This window comes from Amycolatopsis echigonensis, from assembly GCF_002846615.1.
GTDB classification, from domain to species: Bacteria; Actinomycetota; Actinomycetes; order Mycobacteriales; family Pseudonocardiaceae; genus Amycolatopsis; species Amycolatopsis echigonensis.
This window is the reverse complement of sequence record NZ_PJMY01000003.1, coordinates 6,575,700-6,599,377: the sequence shown is the minus strand read 5'-3', so window position 1 is coordinate 6,599,377 and position 23,678 is coordinate 6,575,700. Positions and strand designations below refer to the sequence as shown.

Below are 23,678 nucleotides of genomic sequence, written 5' to 3'. Positions count from 1 at the left end.
GCCGACCACAATGGACACTCGACGCGGCCGGTCACTCCATCTGCAGGACGACCTTGCCGAGCTTCCCCGGCGAGCCCAGCCGGACGTAAGCATCCGGTGCCTGCTCCAGCGGATAAACGCTGTCCACCGGGACCGTGAGACGACCCGCCGCGAGCGCGCCGAGCAGCCCTTCTCTCGGGTCGCGAGTGCCGCCTTCTCGACGGTGCTGCGGGCCCGGATGGTCGACCCGAGCACGCGGCCGCGGACCCGCATCAGGTCGAACAGCCGCAGCGACGCCTCCTCTCCCGCGCCGACTCCGATGACCAGGATCCGGCCGTAGGGCTTGAGCCACCGCACCCGTCTCAGGCAGTCCTTGCCGCCGACCAGTTCGGCCACGACGTCGTAGGGGCCGTTTTCCTCTTCCTGGTCGGGAGTCACGACCGTCGCGTCCGGGGCCAGCGCCCGGACGGCCGCATGCGACTCCGCGCGGTGCACGCTCGCGACGACGTCGGCCCCGGCGAGGCCGGCGACCTGGATCATCGCCGTGCCGACCCCGCCGGCTGCGCCGGTGACCAGCACCCGGTCGCCGGGCCGCACCCCGGCTTGATCGACCAGGCCGTCCCAGGCGGTGCTGAACGCCTCGGGAAAACCGGCCGCGCGGAGGTCGTCGAACGAGTCCGGGATCGGCACCAGCAGGCTTGCCGGGACAGCGATGCGTTCGGCGTGGGCGCCGCCGCCCACGACCGCCATGACGCGGTCTCCGGCCGCCCAGCCGCTCGCGGTCCGGGCCGGTTGTTCGACGACACCGGCGATTTCGAGCCCGGGGATGTCGTCCGGCCAGCCTGGCGGGGCGGGGTACGTCCCTCGGGCCTGCTGCAGGTCCGCCGCGTTCAACCCGGCCGCGCGGATCCGGACCACGACCTGGTCGCCGTCCGCGGCCGGCTCGGGCGCCTCGCCGAGTTCGAACCCGCCGTCCCTGATTTTCACCGCGCGCATCTGCGTTCCCCCGCTGCCTCGAGCTTCTCGGCCGTGCCCGGACGACGGTAGCAACCTGAGCCGGGGGGGAACGCCGGATCCCGTCACGACTGCCGGTCCATCGACCCCCAGTCCGCCGGGGCTTCCCGCTCGACCAGCCGCCGCGCTTCGTGCATCACCGCGTCCTCGATCCACGCCAGCGGTTCGGCGTCCACGATCAACGGTTCGTTGTCCGGACCCCGGGCGATTTCCCTGCCCCGCAACAGCCACGGACGCACGCCCGGGCCGCCGCGTTCGCGCAGGTGCTGGTAGTCGTGCAGGCGCCGGGCCAGCCACAGCCGCAGCGACCGTCCGCGCCACCACGGCTGCCGCGCCAGGGAGTTCGCCGACAGCCCGGGCAGCGGCATCCCGGTGAGCCCGTCGCGGCTCTCCTCGCCGGAGCACAGATCCGCGTCCGGGCCGCGCGACCACCGCACATACAGGTCTTCCTCGCCGGCCCGGCGGAACGCCGAGACCAGTTCTTCGAGGTCGCGCACGACGGGCAGCCGGTCGTCCCATTCCGTCATGGGCCGGGGATTACCCACGTCCGCCGGAGGCAATCGCGGCTCAGCGTGCGACGACCCGCACACTGCGCAGCAGCGGATCCACCGGGTCGGGCATGAACATTCCCGCGGCCACGCCGCTTCGCAGGTAGTCGAGCACCGGGCGGGTCAGGACTTCGCCGGGCAGCACGGCCGGGACGCCCGGCGGGTACGGGCTCATCGTTTCCGCGGCGATCCGCCCCGCCGCCTTCTCGACCGGGACCTGTTCGGCCGGACCGAAAAACGCGTCGCGCGGCAGCTGCGCCTGGTCGGGTTCCAGGTCTTCCGGCGCGGGGAGGTCGACCGGTTTGGCGCGGGGAAGCTCGCCCGCGCGGTCGGACAGCGCTTGCAGCGCCTCGACCAGCCGGGCGGCGGTGTCCTCGTCGTCGCCGACGGTCAGCTGGGCGGCGATCCGGCGATGGTCGGACAGCCCGGCGTCGACCCGCTGGTGTTCCCGCAGCCAGTGGTTCGCGTCGTAGCCTGAGCACCCGAGTTCGGACACGTCGATCAGCAGCTTCAGCGGATCCCGGGCGTCCGCGCGGCCGGGGCCGAGGAGTTCGGCGTCTCCCAGCACGGTGATCCCGGCGATTCCGGCCAGCCGCTTCCGGGTGTCCTCGGCCAGCTGCAGCACGGTGTCCAACAGGCCTTCTCCGTGCTCGACCATGTGCCTGCGCCAGCCGTCGAGCCCGGCGTAGATCAGCGACGACGGGCTGGTCGTGTCGAGCAGATCGGCGCGCATCGCGAGCACGTCCGCGTCGACCAGGTCGCCGCGCAGGTGGTAGACCGAGCCTTGTTCCAGGCCCGCGCCCATCTTGTGCACGCTCGTCACGCACAGGTCGGCGCCCGCGTCCATCGCCCACGCCGGCAGGTCCGGGTGGAACGGGAAGTGCGCGCCCCAGGCCTCGTCGACGATCAGCGGCACCCCGCGTTCGTGGCAGATCCGCGCGACGCCGCGGATGTCCGCGCAGGAGCCGTAGTCGGTCGGCGTGATCAGCAGCATTCCCTTCGCCGCCGGGTGTTCCGCGAAGGCCGCCTCGGTTTCCTCCGGGCCGGGCGGATGGGCGAAGTGCCGGTCCCGGTCCCAGCGCGGGGACACCCACACCGGCCGGATGCCGCTCAGGATGAGCCCGGCCACCACGGATTTGTGCGCGTTGCGGGAAATGAGCAGCTCTTCGCCGGGGCCCGCGACCGACAGCATCGAGGATTTGACCGACAGCGAACTGCCGCAGGTCGAGAAGTACGCGCGATCCGCGTGCACCGCGTCCGCCATGAGGTCTTCGGCCTTGGCCAGCACGCCGCGGTTGAGCGCCCGGTCGTCCAGGCCGTTCATCAGGATGATGTCCGAGGCGAACACGTCGCGGCCGACGATCTCCGCCAGTCTCGGGTCTACGCCGCGGCCCTGTTTGTGTCCGGGCGGGAGGAACGACACGTGTCCGGACGCGCGGAACCGCCGGATCGCTTCGAGCACTGGTGCGCGGGAATGATCGGCCACCCGAGCCGCGTACCCAGCCGGGCGGATCTCAAACCCCGGCCCGTTTCAGGGGGCCCGAAAGGGGTAGTCCGAGGTGGTCTTCACCTGGAGACGGAGGAATCATGACTCAGATGACCGAAGAACCGAAGCCGGTCGGCAGTTCCCTCGCGACCCCGCGTCGCACGGGGATCGGCGACCACGACCCGACGGACCAGAACTGGCAGGAGGTCGGCGACGAGATCCAGCTGGCCGCCCAGCGGGCCGGAAGGGCGTGGCAGCAGCCGGAAACCGACTGAAGCGAACCCCGGAAACCGACGACGGCGGAAAGGCCTGACCGGGCGGGCAGGGTTGCCTGAACGTCCACCGGCTTTCGCCGTCGTCGCCTTGTGCGTACGCCCGTCCGCCGTCCCCGCTTCGCCCTCGGCTGTCGAGTCGTCGCGGTTCAGCCTGCCGCGGGCCGGGCAGGTGGCCGATGCCCGGACGAGGTTGCCCGCCGACTGGCCGGAATGGACGGACTCTTCGGCCCGCAGCTCCGGCGGCACGGATCGGCACGGGCGCCAAGCCGCTCCGGCTCCGCGGCTCCAGTCCTTTGTGGACGCGGCGCGGAGCTGCCCGGCCACCGCGCTCGGATGCGTTCGCGGATCCCGCGCCGGGCGCGGAACCGGGACAATCGCCGCCAGGTGCCCGCGCCCGGCGAACCGACTGTCCCGGAACCGGGATCAGGCTCGGGCGCTCTGCAGTTTCAGCGGATTCTTCGGCGCGTCCGGCCGCGCGTCGATCATCCGCTGCCCCAGGTCCCGCAGCTGCTTGCGGCCCATCGCCGAGCGGACCTGCGGGAACCACTCCTCCTCTTCCTCCTCGACGTGGTGGCGGACATTTTCCGTCAGCACCGTCACCTTCGCGGCGAAAGTTTCGTCCTCCGGATTCAAGTCGACCAGTTCCGAGAGCATCCACACGACGAGGTGATGCTCTTCGACGCTCTCCAGGACGTGGTCCTTGGTCTCCGGCACGGCTTCCTTCGCCGCCGGGTAGAAGATCTCTTCTTCGATATAGGCGTGAATGGTCAGCTCTTCGATGATCGAGTCGACGATGCGACGCTTTTTCCGGTGGGCCTTGTCCCCCGCCTTTTCGAACTCCTTGAACAACTTCTCCACCGTCTTGTGGTCGTTCTTGAGCAACACGATCGCGTCGGTCGACATCGGCGTCCTCACAGTGCGGTCCGGGCACGGGCGGCGCGGGACGGGCCGCCCGGCGTTTCCTGGCCGGCGGACTACCCTTTTCCCGGGCGGGAAAACGTCGTTTGCGCGCGGAGCGGTCCGGGTACTCCGATGCCCCCGGACCACAGGAGAAGATCGGTGAACGACCAGACCGGCGACGAGCTGACCTTCGGCATCGAGGAGGAGTTCTTCGTCGTCGACCGGGACGGACACCTGGCCCGGGCGGACGAAGTCGTCGACAACGCGGCGGAAACGGGCAGCGACGACGGAGAGCTGCAGCACGAACTCACCCGGTCGCAGGCCGAGATCGCCACCGACGTCTGCCGGACCCGCGACGAGGCGCTGCGGCGGCTGCGCGAACTGCGCGAGGACTTGGCCGGGGCCGCGCGGCGACGCGACTGCCGCCTGTTGCCCGCGGGCTCGCCGCCGCTGCCGGAGGAGGGCTTGCCGGGGGTCACCCCGAGTCCGCGCTACGAGCGGATCGGCGAGCATTTCGGCGCCACCGCGCAGACGTCGCTGACCTGCGGCTGCCACGTCCACGTCGCGATCCCGGACAAGGAGACCGGCGTCCAGGTGCTCGGGCGCGTCCGGCCGTGGCTGCCGCCGCTGCTGACCGTGACCGCGAATTCCGCCGTCGCCGACGGTTACGACACCGGTTACCGCAGCTGGCGTTACCAGCAATGGAGCCGGTGGCCGTCGGCCGGGCCGCCGCCGCGGTTCGCGTCGTTCGACGAGTACGAAAGCGTCGTCGACGCGTGGCTGCGCTCGGGCGCGATCCTCGACCGCGGGATGGTCTACTGGGACGTCCGGCTCTCCGAGAAACAGCCGACCATCGAATTCCGCATCGGCGACGTCGCCGCGACGCCCGAGGAAGCAGTCTTGCTCGGCGTGCTGGCGCGCGGACTGGTCGCCACCGCGCTGGCGGACGACGATCCGCCGCCGGACCTGCCGAACGAGGTGCTGCGCGCCCAGCTCTGGCGCGCGTCGCGGGACGGCATCAGCGGCTGTTGCCCGCACCCACGCAGCGGCGACCTGGCTCCGGCGAAGGCAGTGCTCGCGGACCTGATCGAGCTGACCGAGCCCGCGCTGGAATCGGCGGGGGACCTGGAATTCGCCCAGGAGGCCACGGCGCGGCTGTGCGCGGAGGGCAGCGGCGCGGACCGGCAACGGCGGAGGTTCGCCGAGCGGCGACGAGGCGAGGACGTCGTGGACCTGCTCGCGGGACCCCCCTGATCGCAGGCCGTGCAGCCAGGGTCTTGAGGCTCATAGCCCAACCGTCCGCGTCGCGTTAACGCCGGTGCGCCCATGCCGCCGCGAGACAATAGACGCCGAACGCCGCCAAGCCACACGCCACCACCGTCAACAACACCGCACCGAACGGCTGAGCAGCGAGAGTCTTGAGGCTGGCATCCAACCCGCCCGCCCGGCTCGCGTCGGCGCGGAACCCGGCGTAGCCCAGCAGAAACGCGGTCAGCGCGAAGACGACGGCCTTGGCCAGGTACCCGGTCGAGCCCAGGCGGCCAACCCAACGGCGGGTTTTACTGGGCAACCCTCCGAGATCGAGGTCTTCGAGGAAGGTCTGCTTCACGCCCTTGACCCCAGCGGCGATGGCGACACCGAGCACCACCGCGGCGACGACCACGACGAGTGCTCGGCCCGCGGGCAATTGCAGCAGCTTCGCGGTGAACTCCTGCTGAGTCTGATCGCTCGAACCGCCCCCTCCGTCGCCCGCGGCGAGACGGAAGGCGGTGCCGCCTATCGCGAGCACGACAATCCCCCGCGCGGCGGCGCCGAACCGTTTGCGCGTCCGCTGCCCGCCGCTGGTCCAGGTGTATCCGGTCGCGGCCATGAGGAACTGCCACAGTCCGAACGCGACCAGACCGGCCGCGAGCACCCACAGCAGAACCTGCCCGAACGCCGTCGACCCGACCTCCTGCAGGGCGCCCTTCTGGTCAGGCTGCCCGCCGGCGCCGAACGCGACCCGCGCGGCGAGGTAGGCCAGGATGAGGTGGACGAGCGCGTAACAGACCATCCCCGCCCGGCCGAGAAGCTGGGCGGTGTCGGTCTTTTCGCCTCGGGCGACCTTGTCAGCGATCCGGTGCATGGGACGCGGATACCCGCTGTGGCGCCCCTTCCACTGGTCCAGGTGGCGCAATCCGCCGCCCCGGCGAGCCCGGACTCACGGAGGGTGAGCCATTGGCTGCCTCGGCTCCTCCCCGCCCGTTCTGCGTCGCGTTCAGCGGGGTTTCATCGGTGCTGTGCGAGACCGAACCGGCACCCCACTGCCACACTCACCGGCGGCGCAGTGCGGTGTTCGGCACCGCGCATCGACGGCGGGGCCGCCAGTACGCGCCGGAGAACTTGTCGACGGCGGCCCGAGAACTCAGCCAGGCGAGCAGTCGAGGATCCTTTGTGGACGGCCGAGTCGCGGAAGCGGGCGTTCCCCGGCCCAAGCCCGCGTACGACATGCCGGAACCCCGGGCGCGATCGGCCCGGGGCTCCCGCGACTCGTCGTCACTTGGCCTTGTTCTTCGCTTCCTTCGCTTTCCCCTTCAGCGAGCCGACGGCGTTCTGCGTGGGCGAGTACGTCCCGTACAGCGCCGGGTCCGGCTTCGGAGCGGTGCCAGGACCGCCGAGCGGTTTCGGATCGGTGAGGTACTCGATGCCTTCCCCGCCGAAGCTCCAGCCCGCCTTGGCCCCGTCCGGGCCGTCCGACAGGTGCCAGACCGTGTTGTTGTGCTCCTGGTTTTCCTCGTCGAACAACGCGGTCGGCGCGATGTCGCTTTCCAGACCGTCGGCCTTGAGCTCTTCGATCGCGGCCAGCCACTGCTTCTGGTGCACGGTGTCGCGCGCGAGGTTGAACTGCAGCATCGCCTTCACGCCGGGATCGTCGGTCATCTGGTACAGCCGCGCGGTCTGCAGCCTGCCCTGTGCCTCGGCCGCCGCGTTCGCGCGGAAGTCGGCGAGGAGATTGCCGGAGGCGACGATGTACTTGCCGTTCCACGGTGTGCCGTTCGAGTCGGCGGGCAGCGCGCCGCCGCCGGCCACGATCGCCTGCTGCGGGTCCATCCCGCCGAGCACCGCCGCCGTCACCGGGTCCTTCGCCGCTTCCGCGGTCGCGGTGGCCGGCGCGCCCTCCAGCAGCCGCGCGACCATCGTGGCGAGCATTTCGACGTGCCCGATCTCCTCGGTCGCGGTGTCCATGATCAGGTCCTTGTACTTGCCCTCGATGCGGCAGTTCCAGCCCTGGAACAGGTACTGCATGGTCACCGTCATCTCGCCGAACGCGCCGCCGATCAGCTCCTGGAGCTTGTGCGCGTACACCGGGTCGGGCTTCTCGGGCTTCGCCTCGAACTGCAGCAGCTTGGTGTGTCGGAACATCAGCGTCCTCTCCCGGGGGTCCGAGCCGGGCGGCGTGCCCGGCAAGTCCGGCAGGAGTGCCCGCGATCACCTGTCCTACACGCGGCGATCCGATTCCTTTTCAGGGATTCCGGCGGGGCAACGGCGCGGTGGCCGGCCCTTCGAGAACGGCGCCGTCGACATCGAACCGCGAACCGTGGCACGGGCAGTCCCAGCTGCGTTCGGCGGCGTTGAACCGCACGAAGCAGCCGAGATGCGTGCAGCGCATGGACACCGCGTGCAATGTGCCTTCACGGTCTCGGTAAACGCCCTTGCGGCCACGCCCGTCCGGCAGCACCTTCGCCTGGTCCACCGCGATGTCCTCGGTGCTCTTCGCGTCGACCTGGGCGAGACGGTCGCCGACGAAGTCCTTTGCCACCTTCGCGTTCTGCTGCACCAGCTTCGACGCCGACCGCAGCGAGATCCGTTGCGGGGAAAAGAGATTCCGATGCGGATTGGCCGAACCGGTTATCCCGTCGGCGACCACGGCCGCCGCGACGGTGCCCATCGCCAGCCCCCATTTGCCGAAGCCCGTCTCGACCCACAGCTTCCGGGCGCCGGGGAAATACGGCCCGGCGACCGGGATGCTGTCGTAGGCCTTCGGGTCCTGCGCGGACCACCGGTGCGTGACCTCGTCGAGGTCGAAGTGGCGCGCCGCGAACTCGCCCAGTTCGGTGTAGCGCGCGAAGTCGACCGGGTCGCCTGCCGGATGGCCTTGGCCGCCGAGGATCAGCCGATCCTCGTAGGAGGCGAAAGACCACAGTGGACTCCCGGCGCTGATCGCCAGCGCCTGCGGCGGCTTGCCGGACTTCAGGGTCGCGGCCACGCAATACGACCGCTGCACCTCCAGCCGGGGGAAGAACAGCCCGCGGTCCAGCATCGGATAATGCGTGGCGACGACGACGTTCTCGGCGTCGAGGGCGCCGCCGTCGGTCGTGATGCGGTACGGCGGTGCCGCACTGACCTGCCGCACCCGACTGTCCTCGAATACGCGGCCGCCCTCGGCCTCGACGGCGTCGGCGAGCCCGCGCACGTAGTCGGCCGGATGGAGCGCGAGCTGTTCGGGCAGGCGCACCGCGCCGTGCACCGGGACCGGCACGTCGAGCGTGGTCGTCCATTCGACCGGCAGACCGGCCTGCTTCGCGGCTTCGTACTCGGCTCGCACGGTGTCCACCTCGTCGGCGTCCATCGCGAACGTCGCGGCTGGCAGCCTCCGGAGCCCGCAGCTAATCGGCTCAGTCAGCTCTGCCACCAGTTCGACGCCGGCCAGCGCAGCATCGGCATAGGCCGTCGCGGTGGCGGCGTCGTGCTCACGCAGGAGTGTCGAGTACACAGTGGACTGCAGTGCGGTGACCTTGGCGGTGTTGTTGCCGCTCGCTCCTTCCGCGACGCGCCCCGATTCGAGGACGGCCACGTTCACGCCACGGCGAGCGAGCAACAACGCGGTGGTCATCCCGGCGATGCCGCCGCCGATGACGGCGACCTCGGCGCGTCCCCGGCCGCTCAGCGAGGAGCGGCTGGTCGCCGAGGCGGTCGCGAGCCACAGGGACTGGTCTGCGGTGGTGGTCATCAGAGGCTCCTCGTCGGCGGCACGCTCGTTCCTCCGGCCAGGCCGGGCCGCGGGGTGCGCCGCGCAACGGCAGAAGTCATGCCCGAGCCCTCCCTGGTTCGCCCGCGCCGGTCCGGCACGGAGTTACCCGGATAACCGGCGAGGCACCGGGCAAAACCTGAGCAGGCGCGAACCGCCGTCCGGCGCGCGACCGGTGTCCGGATTCCGGTTTGAACCGGGCCGCCGCGGGCAACCGCGAGCATGCGGTTACGGCGGAGCGAGCTGTCCTCGCCAGGCATCAGGCGGCAGCGCCGGGGCCGCGGTTTCCGGTACCTCGCGCCGGACGGCTCCCCGGTGACCGACCCGGAGGTCCTCGAGCGCATCCACGACCTGGTCATCCCGCCCGCGTGGCGCCGGGTGTGGATCTGCCCGCACCCCACCGGGCACATCCAGGCCGTCGGGACCGACGACGCGGGCCGCCGCCAGTACCTGTACCACCCCGAATGGCGCCGAGCGCGCGACGAGGAGAAACACGATCGGGTGCTCGCGCTGGCCGGCGAGCTGCCGAGCGTCCGGGCCGCCCTCCGGCAGGACCTGCGCCGACGGAGCCTCGATCGGCTGCGGGTCTCGGCCGCCGTGCTCCGGATGATCGACCGGGGCGTGTTCCGCAGCGGAGGCGAGGAGTACGCCGAGACCAACGGCTCCCACGGCGCGACCACGCTGCTGCGCGAACACGTGAAGATCAGCGGCGACGAACTGACCTTCTGCTACCCCGCCAAAAGCGGCCTCGTCCGGTCGCTGACTCTGCGCGACGGCGAACTCGCCGCCGTCCTCGACTCGCTCCGCCGCTGTCGCACCGGCACCTCGCGCCTGTTCGTCTACCGCACCGGCAACGGCTGGCACGAACTGCACGCCAGCGACGTCAACGAACGGTTCAAGGAACTCGCCGGCGAGGAGTTCACAGTCAAGGACCTGCGCACCTGGCACGCGACGGTGCTCGCCGCGGTCTCCCTGGCCGCCCAGGAAGTGCCCGCGTCGCAGCGCGGGAAGGCGAGGGCCGAGACCGCCGCGATGAAGGAGGTCGCGGAAGAACTCGGCAACACGCCTGCTGTCGCCCGGCGCTCGTACGTCGATCCACGCGTGCTGCGGGAGTTCGAGCGCCGCACCACGATCCGCCGCGCGCTGCGCAAGGCCGACGCGGACGGGCTCGCGGAGGAGGAGCTGCGGGAGCGGATCGAGAAAGCGGTGATCCGGCTGCTGCGGCGAGCCTCCCGCACGTGACCCCGGCGGTGTGACATGAGGATTTGCCTCTTAAATCATACGTATCACTAATGGTATGTTGCGCGCAGGACCGCCCGCGGGCGGCCGACCCCGTTCGCCCACCGAAAGGACCCGGCCATGACTCTCGCCGGAAAGACCGTCCTGATGTCCGGCGGCAGCCGCGGCATCGGCCTGGCCATCGCGACCCGCGCGGCGCGGGACGGGGCGAACGTCGTCCTGCTGGCGAAGACCGCCGAACCGCACCCGAAGCTCGAAGGCACCGTCTACACCGCCGCCAAGGACATCGAAGCCGCGGGCGGGCAGGCGCTGCCGATCGTCGGCGACGTGCGGTCGGAGGACGACGTCTTCGCCGCGGCCGAAGCGGCGGTGAAGCAGTTCGGCGGCATCGACATCGTCGTGAACAACGCCAGCGCGCTCAACCTGTCGCGCACCGAAGAACTCTCGATGAAGCGCTACGACCTCATGCAGAACATCAACACCCGAGGCACGTTCCTGCTCAGCAAAGCGGCGATCCCGCACCTGCGCGAGGCCGCGAACCCGCACATCCTGACGCTGTCGCCGCCGCTGAACCTCTCCCCCGCGTGGATCGGCGCACACCTGGGCTACACGCTCTCCAAGTACGGCATGAGCCTGTGCACAGTCGGCCTCGCGGAAGAGCTGAAAACGGACGGAATCGCCGCGAATTCCCTGTGGCCGCGCACCCTCATCGACACCGCGGCGGTGCGCAACATCATCGGCGGCGCGAGCCAAGCGCGTACGCCGTCGATCATCGCCGACGCCGCGTACGCGATCCTCACCCGGCCGTCGCGCGAGTGCACCGGGAACCTCTTCATCGACGACGAGGTGCTCGCCGCCGAAGGCGTCACGGACCTGTCCGGCTATCAGCGCGGTGACGGCGAACTGGCGCTGGACATCTTCGTCGACCCGGCCTGATCCCGCATCCGGTCGAACTCCCCGGGCAGCACGGCGCCCTCGTTCATCTTGGCCAGCAGCTTGTGCAGGGAATCGTGGGAGCGCTGCGGGAGGTCGCTGAGCGCGTACTGGTCGAGGTCGGCCAGCAGCGCGTTCGCCTTCCGCAGCGTCTTCCGTCCCGCGTCGCTGAGATCCACGACGTAGCGCCGCCGGTCCTCGGGATCGCGGGCGCGCGCGGCGAGCCCGAGCGTCTCCAGGTCGTCCAGGCTGCTGACCATGGTCGCCGGGTCGATCCGCAGGTACGCGCCCAGCGACAGCTGCGACATCGGCCCGTTGTCGGCCAGCGCCTGCAGGACGCTGTAGTGCCGCACCCGCAGGCCCAGCTCGTGCAGCCGGTCCTCGGCGAGCCGGAACACGACCTGGCCGAGCTTGACCAGCAGACAGCTCGTGTGCTCCCCGATCCCGCCCGGCACCAGCGGACCTGACATCGTTTCCCCTGCCCATCGTTAGCGGACCGTACGAATCCGATGATACGGCTATGCCCGCGGGCTGCCGTCCATGGCGGCGAAGGCAACCTCGCTGAGCAGCGCGTCGAGCGGCGCGGCGTCGAAACCACGGCTGGCGGCGCGTATGCCGGGCCAGTGCAAACGCCACCCGGCGGCACCTTGGCGGGTCGCAGCGTTTCCCGCGACCCGCACGCGTTAACCTGGGCTTGAACCGACAGCGCGAGGACCCAGGTGAACCAGACCGGAGCACAGCCGCCAGCCGGAACCCAGGCGATCCGCCGGGCGCTCGGCATCCTGCGGCTGCTGATGGACGAGGACGGGGAGCTCACGCTGTCCGCGATCGCCCGCAAACTGGATCTCACGCCGGGTACGACGCACCGGGTCGTGCGCGCGCTGAGCGCGGACGGGCTCGTCGCGCACAACCCGCGCACCGACAGCTACCACCTCGGCCCCGGCGCGATCCTGCTCGGCCAGGCCGCCCAGCGGGTCCACGGCCTCCAGCTCGCGCTGCCGGTCATCCAGCGGATCAACGCGGACACCGGCGAATCGGTCAACATCACGATCCGCGAAGGCAACGAATCGGTGGTGCTGCTGCGCGCCCAGTCGACGCTCCCGTTGCGGTTCGAGCAGCATCCGGGCGCGCGTTTTCCGTTGTACGCCACGGCTTCCGGCAAGGCGATGCTGGCCAATTCGCTCGACGCGGAGTCCTACCTCGCGAGCCTTCCGGAGCAGTTGCCCGCGCTGACGTCGCACACCCTCGCCACCCGCGACGACCTCGCTCTGGAGCTGGCCGAGACGCGCGACCGCGGGTACAGCATCGACAACGAGGAAAACGTCGCCGGAGTGCGCTGCGTCGGCGCGGGCGTTCTGGACGAACGCGGCCTCGCCCGGGCGGCGGTGGTCATCCAGGTGCCGACCGTCCGGCTTCCCGAGGACCGGATTCCCGAGCTGGGCGCCCTCGCGATCGACGCGGCCAAGGAAATCGCCCCCTTCCTCCCGCCGGATCGGCTCACTCGCTACTGACTCCCAACGCGCGCGCCGTCAGCGACGCGAGATGCGCGGGCCGGTGCTCAGACAACTGCCGGATCTGAGTCCGGCAGCTGAAACCGTCCGCGTGCACCACCGTGCCCTCCGGAGCCGCGCGCAACGCGGGCATCAGCTGGTGCTCGGCGACAGCGACGGAAACGTCGTAATGGCCCCGTTGGAAACCGAAGTTCCCGGCCAAACCGCAGCATCCCTCGCGCAGCACTTGCGAATGCTCGGACAACCGGCCGAGCAGTTGCGCGTCGGCGTCATAGCCGAGATCGGCGTGCTGGTGGCAGTGGACCTGAGTGAGCACCGGGGCCTCGGACTTCTTCAGTGCGGGAAGCTCGCTCTCGCCGACGTGTTCGGCGAAAGTCCGCACCTGGCGCTTCAGCAAGGCAGTCCGCGGGTCCTCCGGCAGCAGCTCTGAGCCGTCCTCCCGCAGGGTCGCGGTGCAGCTCGGTTCGAGGCCGATCACCGGAATCCCCTGCCGCAGCCACGGATCGAGCGCGTCCAGCGAACGGCGCAGGACCCGGCGGGCCGCGGGCAGCTGGCCGGTGCTGTGCCAGGTCAGTCCACAACAGACAGTCCGGTCCGGGATGAGCACCTCGTGCCCGAGCGCCTCCAGCACCGCCACCGCGTCGCGGCCGACCTGCGGGTCGAAGAAGTTCGTGAAGGTGTCGGTCCACAGCACGACCTTCGACGACGAGGCCCGCTGTTCCCGGCGACGGAACCACGAAACGAAAGTCGGCGAAGCGAGCCGCGGCAGTTCGCGTTCGGCGGCGATTCCGCCCAGCCGGTTCAGAGCTGGTCGAAGCGGGCCCGACGCCACGGTGTTGATCGCCCGCGCGAAGGGCGCGCCCAGCCGGAGCCATCGCGGCAACGCACCCATGGTGTAGTGCGACATCGGCCGGATCCGCCGCTCGTAGTGGCGGCTGAGGAATTCGGCCCGGTACGACGCCATGTCCACGCCGACCGGGCAATCGGATTTGCACGCCTTGCAGCCGAGGCAGAAGTCGAGCGCGTCGCGGACCTCGGGCGAACGCCAGCCGTCCTCGATGACGTCCCCGGCGAGCATTTCGAACAACAGCCGCGCCCGGCCGCGGGTCGAATGTTCCTCCTTGCCGGTGGCGCGGTAGCTCGGGCACATCATCCCGCCGGACGCGGAGACGCACTTGCCCACCCCGACGCACCGACGGGACGCCGCGGCCAGATCGCCGTCGTCGGCGTGCAGGGCGAGCCGCGCGCGGGTCGGCAGCACTGGAGGGGCGATGACTGTGCGCAAATCGGCGTCCAGCGGTGCGGGATCGACGACCCGGCCAGGGTTCATGCCGTTCGAAGGGTCGAAGGCGGCCTTGAAATCGGCGAAGGCCCGCATCAGCCGGGGCGGGAACATGAGCGGGAGAAGTTCGGCGCGCGCTTGGCCGTCGCCGTGTTCGCCGGACAGCGAGCCGCCGTGGGAGACGACAAGTTCCGCCGCCTCGACCATGAACGACCGATACGCTTCCTTCGCTTCCGGGGCGGCCATCGGGAAATCGATCCGCACGTGCAGACAGCCGTCGCCGAAATGGCCGTAGACCACGCCCTTGCGGCCGTGCTTGGCCAGCAGCAGGTCGAATTCGCGCAGGTACGCGCCGAGCCGGTCCGGCGGGACCGCGGAGTCTTCCCAGCCGGACCACGCCTCGGATCCGTCGGCGAGCCGGGTCGCGAGACCTGCGCCTTCCTCGCGGATCCGCCAGAGCTTCCGTTGGGCCGCGGGATCTTGCACTACCAAAGCACTAGCGCCGACCTGCGGGGCTCGGGCAGCAACCTGTTGTGCGGCAGCAACAGCCTCCGCTGCGTTATCGCCGCCGGTTTCCAGGTACAGCCATGCCGATCCGTCCGGCAACGTGCTGCGGTCACCCGGCTTCCGGGCGTCGAGAGCGGCGACGAGACCGGCTTCGATGCCTTCCATGGTCAGCACCGGAAGATCAAGCAGCGACGGAACCGCGTCGGCGGCGGCGATGCTGTTCTCGAAGCCCAGCACGGCGAGGGCGCGGGTCGCCGGGATCGGGGCCAGGTCGACGACCGCGCTGAGCATGGTCGCGCACGTGCCCTCGGAGCCGACCAAGGCCTTGGCGACGTCGAAACCGTTCTCCGGCAACAGGTATTCGAGGTTGTACCCGGAGACGCGCCGCGGCAGTTTCGGGTAGCCGAGCCGGATGTCGGCCAGGTATTCGTCGCGCAGGTCCCGCAGGCGGCGGTACAGCGCGCCGACCGGATCCTCGCGCGCACAGAACTCTTCCAGCTCGGCCGGCGAGGTCGGGCCGACCTCGAGCCGCGTCCCGTCGAGGAGGGCGATTTCCAGCGCGCGCACGTTGTCGACCGTCTTCCCCCACGCCACCGAATGCGAACCGCAGGCGTTGTTGCCGATCATGCCGCCGATCGTGCAGCGGCTGTGCGTCGACGGATCGGGCCCGAAGGTGAGCCCGTGCTCGGCGGCCCGTTCGCGCAACCGGTCGAGCACCAGTCCCGGTTCGACGCGCGCGGTGCGGGCGGCGGGGTCGAGGTCCAGCACGCGGTTGAGATGCCGCGTGAAGTCCAGGATCACCGCGCGGTTCGCGGCCTGCCCGCCGATGCTGGTCGCCGCGCCGCGCGGGAGGACGGGCGCGCCGTGCTCCGCGCACACCTTCAGCGCGGCCACCACGTCGTCGGCGCCGCGCGGCCGCACCACGAGCAACGGGACATGCCGGTAGTTCGACGCGTCGGTGGAGTGCGTGGCGAGCGTGGCCGGGTCGCCGGCGACCTCGCCGGACACCGCCCGCGCGAGTGCTTCCTGCAGTGCCGAAGGCGGACGGTCTCGGGCCGGCATGGGCGTCTCCTGGGAAATCGGGGGTTCACAGCGCCGCGGTCCCCGGGCTACCGTGAAGGCTCGCCACATAGTGGATACAGCTTCCACATGTTGTCAACTTCGCCGTGAGGAGTGGTCTCCTTGACCGACATGCCCCGCAACGAAAGCGTCTTCACCTGGGCCGCGCCCCCGTTGAAGTTCGGCGCCGGAGCGCTCGACGAGCTGGGCGCGGAGGTGGCCGCCCGGCAGGCCCGGTCGTGCCTGATCCTCACCGACCCCGGCGTCCGCGGCACCGGCATCCCGGACCGGGCACTCGACTCGATCCGCGCGGCCGGGGTGAAGAGCGAGATCTTCGACGGCGTCGGCGTCGAACCGACCGACGCCAGCATCGACGAGGCGGTCGCCTACGCCCGGCAGCAGGAATGGGACTGCTTCGTCGCGATCGGCGGCGGTTCGGCGATCGACACCGCCAAGGCCGTCAACCTGCTGACCACCCACCCCGGCGAACTGCTCGACTTCGTGACTCCACCCATTGGATCCGGCAAGGCGCCGTGGCTGCCGCTGAAGCCGCTGATCGCCGTGCCGACCACCGCGGGCACCGGGTCCGAATCGACCACGATCTGCGTCGTCGACCTGCTCGGCCTGCACCTCAAGGCCGGGGTGAGCCACCCGTCGCTGCGCCCGTCGCTGGCGGTCGTCGACCCGCGCACGACGATCAGCCTGCCCTCCGCGGTGACCGCGGCCAGCGGCATGGACGTGCTCTCGCACGCGCTGGAGAGCTACACGAGCGTCGCGTTCGACGCGAAACCCGCGCCGGAAGACCCGATGAAACGACCGGCGTTCTGCGGCTCCAACCCGATCAGCGACGTCTGGTGCGAGATGGCGTTGACGTTGGTGGGCAAGCATTTGCGCGCCGCTGTCCTCAATGGACGCGACCTCACCGCGCGCACCCAGATGGCGCTCGCGTCCACCTACGCCGGAACCGGTTTCGGCAACGCCGGCACCCACCTGCCGCACGCCAACGCGTACCCGATCGCCGGTGCGGTGAAGCAGTACCGCGCCGAGGGCTACCCGGAAATGCCGATGGTCCCGCACGGCCAGGCCGTGTCCGCGACCGCCGCCGAGGTGTTCCGCTGGACCTATCCCGCGTCGCCCGAACGGCATCTGCACGCCGCGCATCTGCTGTCCGGCGGGCAGACGTTCACCGCTGCTGACGGCGCAGACGCTCTCCCGCACGTGCTCACCGAGCTGATGGCCGACATCCAGATGCCGAAGGGCCTGCACGCGTTCGGATACGGCGACGAGGACATCGACACCCTCGTCGACGGCACGCTCAAGCAGACCCGCCAGCTGGCTGTCGTGCCCCGTCCGGTCACCCGGACCGCGCTCGAAGACATCTTCCGTCGTTCGCTCTGACCACCGGGAGTTATCAATGGCGACAACTCCTTCCCCGCGCACCGGCGAGACCGACGTCCGCCTGGTCGTCGCGTCCAGCGTGTTCGGCACGACCGTCGAGTGGTACGACTTCTTCCTGTACGGCACCGCCGCGGGACTCGTCTTCAACAAACTGTATTTCCCCGGCTCCGATCCCCTGGTCGGGACCGTGCTGGCCTTCGCGACCTTCGCGCTCGGTTTCCTCGCCCGCCCGATCGGCGGATTCGTGTTCGGCCATCTCGGCGACCGGGTCGGGCGCAAGAAGATCCTCGTCGCGACGATGCTCATCATGGGCGTCGCGACCTGTCTCATCGGGCTGCTGCCCGACTACCGGATGATCGGACCGGCCGCGCCGATCATCCTCGTCGTCCTCCGGTTGGCCCAAGGCGTCGCGGTCGGCGGCGAATGGGGCGGCGCCGTGCTGATGGCCACCGAATACGCCCCGGCCGGGAAACGCGGTCTCTACGGCAGTTTCCCGCAAATCGGGCTCGCCATCGGGCTCACGCTGGGCACCGGCGTGCTGGCGCTGCTGAACGCGGTCACCAGCGACGAGGCCTTCCTGGTGTGGGGCTGGCGAATCGGCTTCCTGCTCTCCGCCGTGCTGGTGGTGGCGGGCCTGCTGATCCGGGTCAAGGTGATGGAAACCCCGGCCTTCCGCACCATGGCGGCCGAGGAAGGCACCGCCACTGTTCCCGCCGTCGAACTGGTCCGCGACCGGCTCTCCCGGCGGCATCTGCTGCTCGGCATGGGCAGCCGCTTCACCGAGGGCGTGGCTTTCAACGCCTGGGCGGTCTTCGTGATCTCCTACGGCAGCGGAACGCTGAAACTGGACCGGCAGCCGCTGCTGATCGGAGTGATGATCGCGGCCGCGGTGATGGTGGTGTTCATCCCGGTGTTCGGCAGGGTGTCCGACCGGCTCGGCAGGCGGCGGACCTTCACGACCGGAGCCGTGACGACGCTGCTGCTGGCCATCCCCGCGCTGGCGGCCCTGCACAGCGGCAATCCGGTACTGATCACGCTCTCGCTCGTGGCGGTGCTGGGCATCAGCTACCCGGTGATGTACGGCCCGCAGGCGGCGTTCTATGCCGAGCTGTTCCCGATTTCGCGGCGGTGCACCGGGATTTCGGTCGTGTACCAGCTTTCCGGCGTCGTGGCCTCGGGACTCACCCCGCTGGTCCTCGCCTACCTCGCCGGGAGGACCGGGACGACCGGCATCCTCGTGTACCTCGCGGCGACCACCGTGGTGAGCGTCGTCTGCACGCTGGCGATCCGGCAGCGCGATCTGTTCGACGACGAGGTGCGGGCTTCCGCGCCGGCCAAGGAGGCTCCCCGCTTCACCTGAGCGGCCGCGTTCCGGGCGGCTGACCGTCGCCCGGAACGCGAGGCGGAATTGTCGGTGCTCCTGCCTAGGATGCGGAGCATGACACGATATGTCGACGAGGACCTGCACCACGCGGAGTTCCGCGAGTGCGATCTGACCGGGGCGCGCCTGATCGGCGTCGTCATGCAGGACGCCGTGATCGACGGGCTCGTCTCCAACCTGGTGGTGAACGGGGTCGAGGTCACCGGGTACGTCGAGGCGGAGCTCGACCGGCTTCATCCGGTGCGGGTGCTGATCCGCTCTGAGGACCTCGCCGATCTGCGGGAGGCGGCGCGCCAGCTTAATGCCGCCTGGGCCGCCACGGTCGAGCGGATCCGCCGTGCACCCGGCATCGAGCGCCGCAGCGTGAACGACGAATGGTCGGCGATGCAGACGATGCGCCACCTGGTCTTCGTCCACGACTCATGGTTCCGCCGCTGCTGCCTGGGCTCGACGGAGCTGTTCACTCCGATGGGCATCGGGCCGGACGTCGAGCCCTACCGCGAAGCGCACGGACTCGACCGCTCGCTCGATCCGGCCCTCGACGAGGTCGTCAGCGTGCGTGCCGCACAAGCCGCGGAACTCGAGTCCTGGCTCGACGACGTCACTGCGGCCCAGCTCGCCGCACCGGCACCGGTGCCCGAAGACGATGTCTGGCCGCCGTATGCCCGAGGCCGCACGGTGCGCCAGTGCGTCCGCACGGTGCTCAACGAGACCTTCGAGCACCACGGCTTCTGCGTTCGCGACCTCGATTTGATCGAGGCACAAGGCGCTGAGTAGGGCCCTGCGGATCCGGCATCGTGCGGACGCGGACAGCGCGAGTGGTCTGCGCGGTGCCGGAGTTGCTGAGCCTGGCCTAGGTGCTGGCCGGGCGAGCGGCTGTCGGGTGGCGGGCTGGCGGAGGGGTGTCGCCCGGAGACAGGTGATGCGGTCCGGCTTTCGGTGCCCCGACCGATCGGGCGACGCACACCGTCTGCGTGCGCGGTGCCGGAGTTGCCGAGCCGGACCTAGGTGCAGGCCGGGCGAGCAGCCGTCGGCAGGCGAGCTGGCAGAGACGCACCGCCCGGAGACACGCGATGCGGTTTCGGCACCCTGACGGATTGGGCGAAGCACACGGTCTGCGCGGTACCGGAGTTGCTGAGCCGGGCCTAGGTCCTGGCCCGGCGAGCAGCCGTCGCCAGGCAAGCAGGCGAAGTCGCACCGCCCGGAAGCAGACGATGCAGTCCGTCTTCCGGCAACCCGACCGATTAGGCAAAACACACCGTCTGCGCGGTGCCGGAACTCCCAAGCCCGACCTAGGTCCTGGCCGGGCGAGCAGCCGTCGGGTGGCGGGCTGGCGGAGGCGCACCGCCTGGAGACAGGCGATGCGGTTTCGGCACCCCGACCGATCAGGCGAAGCACGCCGTCCGCGGGGCCGATCAAACCGCTGAAGCCACCCGTCCGGTCACCGGCACAACCGCTTTCCTCAAGGCGGGCCTGCCGAGATCACCTCACTCGGCCGAAGACCGAGCCGCCTCGGTGAGCTGTTCTCGCAATGTGCTCAGCGTCCGCGCCAGCAAGCGCGACACCTGCATTTGCGACAGTCCGACCCGTTCGGCGATCTGGCTCTGCGTCAGGTTCGAGAAAAACCGCATGAGGACGATCGCGCGTTCCCGTTCCGGCAAGCTCCGCAAAAGCGGCTTCAGCGTTTCCCGGTCCTCGAGCTTGTCGATTTCGGGATCGTTCTCGCCGAGCGTGTCGGCCAGCGAGATCGAGCCGGCGTCGTCGTGCGCCGGGTAGTCGAGGGACGCGGCCTGGTAGGCGTTCCCGGCGTGCAGGGCTTCGGCGACCTCGTCGACATCGAGGTCGAGATGGTCGGCGAGCTCGCGCGCGGTGGGCGCGCGGCCGAGGCGCTGGCCCAGGTCGGCGGCGGCTTGGCCGATCCTCGCGTGGAGTTCTTTGAGCCGCCGCGGGACCCGGACCGACCAGGTGTGATCGCGGAAGTACCGGCGGACCTCCCCCATCACGGTCGGGACAGCGAACGCGACGAAATCCGTCTGCCGCGCGGGGTCGTAGCGGTCGACGGCGTTGATGAGGCCGATCCGCGCCACCTGAAGGAGATCTTCGGACGGCTGGCCGCGCCGGGCGAAACGCCGCGCGATGTGTTCGGCCAGCGGGAGATGTTCCTCGATGAGGCGGCGGCGCAGCCGGGAGTGCTCGTCGGTGTCCTCGGCGAGGTGGCTGATTTCCTCGAACAGCACCGCGCAGTGCCGGTAGTCGTCGCGCCGGGCGCGGGTCATGGTCGCCGCGGTCATGTAAATCCTCCTGACAGCCGAGGGGAACGTGACTCGGGTAGTGCCATGGTGCGCCTCGCGTTGCCGACGCTCATCATCCTTAGTGGACAGTGCCCGGCACCGCAAGGCGAGATCCTCGCGCTCGCCCGGGTGCCAGCCATCCGAAGCGTCACGATCGGGTGATACCCGTCCGAGGGCAAGATCACTCAGTCGGCCACCCGAACGGGGTCCTCCCAGTAACGTGGCGTACAGCCGGTTCGCTCCCGCCTCACATCTTCAGCCAGCCCGGGCGAGCGCCCTTGCGCAGGGTGCGCCATTCGTCGGCGAACCTGTCCCGCAGCATCTTCGCCGCCGCTTCGTCCCGGCCGTAGAGGAGACCGAAGGTGAACGTGTTCTGGTTCTGGCCGAAGCCGTCGATCGCGAAGTGCCGCAACGTCGTGCGGTCGACCACGGTGTCCTGATGCTTGCCGAGGGTCTGCTGCACCGCCTTGACGTGCTTGCGCCACGTACGCAGCTTCTTGCCGAACACCGGCCGGACGGCGTCCGCGGCATAACGGGCGCGCTTGGCCTTCTTCCGGACGTTGTGCAGAGCCTTCTCCAGTTCTGCACCGGTCAGCCCCTCCGTCGCCGCGGTGGCTCGATAGAGCTTGCGCGCCGTCTTGCGCAGGGGCTTCCGCAACGCTTTCTTGCCCGCCGGGCGCATCGTGGCGAGCAGCGTGGCGATCGAGCCCACCAAGTCCAGGTATCGGGTGCTGGACAACGCTTCCGTCGCGCGGGCCAGTTCCGTTTGGGAGGTGTGGGCGAAGTCGCGGGTAAGGTATTGCCGCAACGGCCCGAAAACCAGCTCCGACGGGACCTCGTCGAGACAGGCTTCAAGGCGGGCTTGGCTGACTTCGGCGTCACGCGCGGGGGCGAGTTCGGCGCCCAGCCACTTCAGCTCCGCCGCCAGCGAATCGGCCTTTTTCTTGCCCACCAAGGATTTGAACGTCTGGAGGGCGCTCCGCAGCTTCCGCGCCGCGACCCGCAACTGGTGCACCGAATCATCCGCCCCGACGCGGAAGCCCACGTCAGCGCGACGCAACCGGTCGAATTGCTCGCTCAGATACGCATGCAGGACATCGTCCGAGCCACGCGCCTTCTCGGTCTCGTCTCCGAGCAGCCGCTGCAGTTTCGACGGCCACCAGGCGTTCTCGGCCCCGCGCTTCCGCAAGGTGCGATCAAGCCGGTCGAGAAGCCCGGGCGCGGAATCATCGGCCAGCTCGACGTCCAGCTCCCGCCAGCGGTCCAGCCGAAGTGCTTGTGCCCCCAGGAATTCACCGGTGACGTGGTCGTCATCCAGCGTCGCGAGCGTCCGGCCGGACGCGTCGGCCAAGCGGTGGGTGAACCGGTCGGTCCGCACCTGCGCGACCGGCCGCAGCTTCCGGTCCAGCGTGTACGCGCGCACCAGCGTCGCGATCGAGTCTGGCACCTTCGGATCCTCATCGAGCGGAAACCGCAGCTCCTCGTCGGAGGGCAGGCTCAGGCACCACCCGGTGTCTCTGCTTCTTCGCAGCGTGATTCCGGCTCTGGACAACCGGAAATCCTTGGTGTCGTAATAAACGGTCTCCAGCGTCCGCTCGGCGGGGGCTTCCTGCGCGATCCCCTTGCCCGCAAGCTGCGGCACCCGGGCTTTCAAGCTCAGCTCGTATTTGCGTCCGGACTCGGCGCTTTTCATTCCCGGCTCCTCGGTCAGTCGTTTTCCGCCGCTCCGGCGACGCCCTCGGCGATCGCGGGCACCAATCCCTCGGCGAAGACGCTGGGCACGATGTGCTCCCGGTCGAAGTCGTCGCCGACGGCGGCGGCCAGCGCGTGCGAGGCGGCGAGCAGCATGCGGGCGGTCACTTTCGCGGCTCCGGAGTCGAGCAGCCCGCGGAACATCCCGGGGAACACGAGGACGTTGTTGATCTGGTTGGGCAGGTCGCTGCGGCCGGTCGCGACGATCTCCGCGTGCTCGTGCGCGGCGTCCGGATCGACCTCCGGGTCCGGATTGGCCAGCGCGAACACGATCGCCCGGTCGGCCATCCGCGCGAGGTCGTCGCCCTTGAGCAGGCCGCCGACGCTCACGCCGATGAAGACGTCCGCGTCCCGCAAGGCGTCCTGCAGGCTCCCGCGGACCGCGTCGCCGCGGTTGGTGTTCTCCGCGAGCCACTGCTTCTCGCCGGTCAGATCGCGCTCGCTGTGCAGGGCGCCTTTGCTGTCGCAGACCACGATCCGCTCCGCGCTGAAGTCCGCCTTCAGCAGCAGCCGGGCGATGGCGGACCCGGCCGCGCCGGCGCCGGAGATCACCACCGAGGTGTCCCCCGGCGTGCGGTCGGTCAGCTTCAGCGCGTTGTGCAGCGCGGCCAGCACGGCTACCGCGGTCCCGTGCTGGTCGTCGTGGAAAACCGGCACGTCCAGCTCGTCGTGCAGCTGCCGCTCGATGGTGAAGCACCGCGGCGCGGCGATGTCCTCCAGGTTGATCGCACCGAAGGACGTCGCGAGGTCCTTGGCGGTGCGGACCAGGTCTTCCGGCTCGCGGCTGACGGGGCAGATCGGCCAGGCGTCGACGTCGGCGAACCGCTTCAGCAGCGCCGCTTTGCCCTCCATCACCGGCAGCGCGGCGGCCGGGCCCTGGTCGCCGAGCCCGAGCAGCGCGGAACCGTCGGACACGATCGCGACGGAATTGCTGCGCACGGTTTCCCGCGCCAGCACCGACGGGTCCTCGGCGACGCGCTTGGCCAGCTCGGCGACACCAGGCGTGTAATGCTCGGCGAGGTCGTCGGGATCGTCGAGCCGCACTCGGGTGGTGACTTGGATCTTTCCGCGACTGCTCATGGCGGCCGGGTACCCGGCCGTGCCGCGGAGGAACC

Annotated in this window: 20 protein-coding genes and 1 pseudogene; 8 read left to right on the top strand and 13 right to left on the bottom strand. The window is 70.1% G+C overall.

What is annotated here, in order from left to right; all coding sequences use genetic code 11:
- Positions 1 to 31: 31 nt before the first annotated feature.
- From ATK30_RS46615 to ATK30_RS36235, 4 genes and pseudogenes are all read right to left on the bottom strand, one after another.
- Positions 32 to 127: a hypothetical protein gene (locus tag ATK30_RS46615; protein WP_244194964.1), complete on the bottom strand. Its 96-nt coding sequence runs from the start codon at positions 125 to 127 to the stop codon at positions 32 to 34.
- 122 nt (positions 128 to 249) lie between these two features.
- Positions 250 to 975 (bottom strand): annotated as a pseudogene (locus ATK30_RS36245) (alcohol dehydrogenase catalytic domain-containing protein); the annotation flags it as partial.
- 83 nt (positions 976 to 1,058) lie between these two features.
- Positions 1,059 to 1,520, bottom strand: a complete 462-nt coding sequence (locus tag ATK30_RS36240; RefSeq protein WP_101439267.1) for a DUF6098 family protein — start codon at positions 1,518 to 1,520, stop codon at positions 1,059 to 1,061.
- A 40-nt stretch (positions 1,521 to 1,560) separates the two neighbouring features.
- Positions 1,561 to 3,027 carry an aminotransferase class I/II-fold pyridoxal phosphate-dependent enzyme gene (locus ATK30_RS36235; protein WP_101439266.1) on the bottom strand — a complete coding sequence of 489 codons (1,467 nt, stop codon included), beginning with the start codon at positions 3,025 to 3,027 and terminating at the stop codon, positions 1,561 to 1,563.
- 110 nt (positions 3,028 to 3,137) lie between these two features.
- Here ATK30_RS36235 and ATK30_RS45170 point away from each other — a divergent pair, with 110 nt between their 5' ends.
- Positions 3,138 to 3,302: a hypothetical protein gene (locus ATK30_RS45170; RefSeq protein ID WP_158242550.1), complete on the top strand. Its 165-nt coding sequence runs from the start codon at positions 3,138 to 3,140 to the stop codon at positions 3,300 to 3,302.
- 423 nt (positions 3,303 to 3,725) lie between these two features.
- Here the strand turns inward: ATK30_RS45170 and ATK30_RS36230 are convergent, their stop codons facing one another.
- Positions 3,726 to 4,205, bottom strand: coding sequence for a hemerythrin domain-containing protein (locus ATK30_RS36230; protein ID WP_101439265.1), 480 nt, complete (start codon positions 4,203 to 4,205; stop codon positions 3,726 to 3,728).
- Positions 4,206 to 4,361: 156 nt separating this feature from the next.
- Between ATK30_RS36230 and ATK30_RS36225 the strand changes: the two genes are divergently transcribed.
- On the top strand, positions 4,362 to 5,456 hold the full coding sequence (locus ATK30_RS36225) for a carboxylate-amine ligase (RefSeq protein ID WP_101439264.1): 1,095 nt from the start codon (positions 4,362 to 4,364) through the stop codon (positions 5,454 to 5,456).
- A gap of 55 nt (positions 5,457 to 5,511) precedes the next feature.
- Here ATK30_RS36225 and ATK30_RS36220 read toward each other — a convergent pair whose 3' ends face one another.
- From ATK30_RS36220 to ATK30_RS36210, 3 genes are all read right to left on the bottom strand, one after another.
- Positions 5,512 to 6,327 carry a DUF1206 domain-containing protein gene (locus ATK30_RS36220; protein WP_244194829.1) on the bottom strand — a complete coding sequence of 272 codons (816 nt, stop codon included), beginning with the start codon at positions 6,325 to 6,327 and terminating at the stop codon, positions 5,512 to 5,514.
- A 410-nt stretch (positions 6,328 to 6,737) separates the two neighbouring features.
- Positions 6,738 to 7,604, bottom strand: coding sequence for a manganese catalase (locus ATK30_RS36215; RefSeq protein WP_101439263.1), 867 nt, complete (start codon positions 7,602 to 7,604; stop codon positions 6,738 to 6,740).
- A gap of 100 nt (positions 7,605 to 7,704) precedes the next feature.
- Entirely contained in the window at positions 7,705 to 9,192 is a 1,488-nt protein-coding gene (locus ATK30_RS36210) for an FAD-dependent oxidoreductase (protein ID WP_101439262.1), read from the bottom strand.
- Between the two features lie 240 nt (positions 9,193 to 9,432).
- Here ATK30_RS36210 and ATK30_RS36205 point away from each other — a divergent pair, with 240 nt between their 5' ends.
- The gene (locus ATK30_RS36205; RefSeq protein ID WP_101439261.1) at positions 9,433 to 10,452 is read left to right on the top strand and encodes a DNA topoisomerase IB; all 1,020 of its coding nucleotides are present in this window, start codon (positions 9,433 to 9,435) and stop codon (positions 10,450 to 10,452) included.
- Positions 10,453 to 10,569: 117 nt separating this feature from the next.
- Positions 10,570 to 11,385 carry an SDR family oxidoreductase gene (locus ATK30_RS36200; protein WP_101439260.1) on the top strand — a complete coding sequence of 272 codons (816 nt, stop codon included), beginning with the start codon at positions 10,570 to 10,572 and terminating at the stop codon, positions 11,383 to 11,385.
- On the opposite strand, the gene ATK30_RS36195 is transcribed toward ATK30_RS36200, so the two are convergent.
- The gene (locus ATK30_RS36195) at positions 11,334 to 11,852 is read right to left on the bottom strand and encodes a MarR family winged helix-turn-helix transcriptional regulator (RefSeq protein WP_101439259.1); all 519 of its coding nucleotides are present in this window, start codon (positions 11,850 to 11,852) and stop codon (positions 11,334 to 11,336) included. The two genes, ATK30_RS36200 and ATK30_RS36195, sit on opposite strands and share 52 nt — an antisense overlap.
- A 249-nt stretch (positions 11,853 to 12,101) precedes the next feature.
- Between ATK30_RS36195 and ATK30_RS36190 the strand changes: the two genes are divergently transcribed.
- On the top strand, positions 12,102 to 12,893 hold the full coding sequence (locus ATK30_RS36190; RefSeq protein ID WP_101439258.1) for an IclR family transcriptional regulator: 792 nt from the start codon (positions 12,102 to 12,104) through the stop codon (positions 12,891 to 12,893).
- On the opposite strand, the gene ATK30_RS36185 is transcribed toward ATK30_RS36190, so the two are convergent.
- The gene (locus ATK30_RS36185) at positions 12,880 to 15,744 is read right to left on the bottom strand and encodes an FAD-binding and (Fe-S)-binding domain-containing protein (protein ID WP_101439257.1); all 2,865 of its coding nucleotides are present in this window, start codon (positions 15,742 to 15,744) and stop codon (positions 12,880 to 12,882) included. The two genes, ATK30_RS36190 and ATK30_RS36185, sit on opposite strands and share 14 nt — an antisense overlap.
- A 129-nt stretch (positions 15,745 to 15,873) precedes the next feature.
- Between ATK30_RS36185 and ATK30_RS36180 the strand changes: the two genes are divergently transcribed.
- From ATK30_RS36180 to ATK30_RS36170, 3 genes are all read left to right on the top strand, one after another.
- Positions 15,874 to 17,139 carry a hydroxyacid-oxoacid transhydrogenase gene (locus tag ATK30_RS36180; RefSeq protein WP_101441241.1) on the top strand — a complete coding sequence of 422 codons (1,266 nt, stop codon included), beginning with the start codon at positions 15,874 to 15,876 and terminating at the stop codon, positions 17,137 to 17,139.
- A 16-nt stretch (positions 17,140 to 17,155) separates the two neighbouring features.
- Complete coding sequence (locus tag ATK30_RS36175; protein WP_101439256.1) at positions 17,156 to 18,499, top strand: MFS transporter; 1,344 nt, start codon at positions 17,156 to 17,158, stop codon at positions 18,497 to 18,499.
- Positions 18,500 to 18,577: 78 nt separating this feature from the next.
- On the top strand, positions 18,578 to 19,297 hold the full coding sequence (locus ATK30_RS36170; protein ID WP_167442058.1) for a DinB family protein: 720 nt from the start codon (positions 18,578 to 18,580) through the stop codon (positions 19,295 to 19,297).
- A 710-nt stretch (positions 19,298 to 20,007) separates the two neighbouring features.
- On the opposite strand, the gene ATK30_RS36165 is transcribed toward ATK30_RS36170, so the two are convergent.
- The 3 genes from ATK30_RS36165 to ATK30_RS36155 all read right to left on the bottom strand — a co-directional run bounded on the left by ATK30_RS36165 (position 20,008) and on the right by ATK30_RS36155 (position 23,643).
- Entirely contained in the window at positions 20,008 to 20,811 is an 804-nt protein-coding gene (locus tag ATK30_RS36165; protein ID WP_167442057.1) for an RNA polymerase sigma factor SigF, read from the bottom strand.
- Positions 20,812 to 21,058: 247 nt separating this feature from the next.
- Positions 21,059 to 22,504, bottom strand: coding sequence for a CYTH and CHAD domain-containing protein (locus tag ATK30_RS36160; RefSeq protein WP_101439254.1), 1,446 nt, complete (start codon positions 22,502 to 22,504; stop codon positions 21,059 to 21,061).
- A 14-nt stretch (positions 22,505 to 22,518) separates the two neighbouring features.
- Positions 22,519 to 23,643: an NAD(P)-dependent malic enzyme gene (locus ATK30_RS36155; protein ID WP_101439253.1), complete on the bottom strand. Its 1,125-nt coding sequence runs from the start codon at positions 23,641 to 23,643 to the stop codon at positions 22,519 to 22,521.
- Between the last annotated feature and the right edge of the window lie 35 nt (positions 23,644 to 23,678).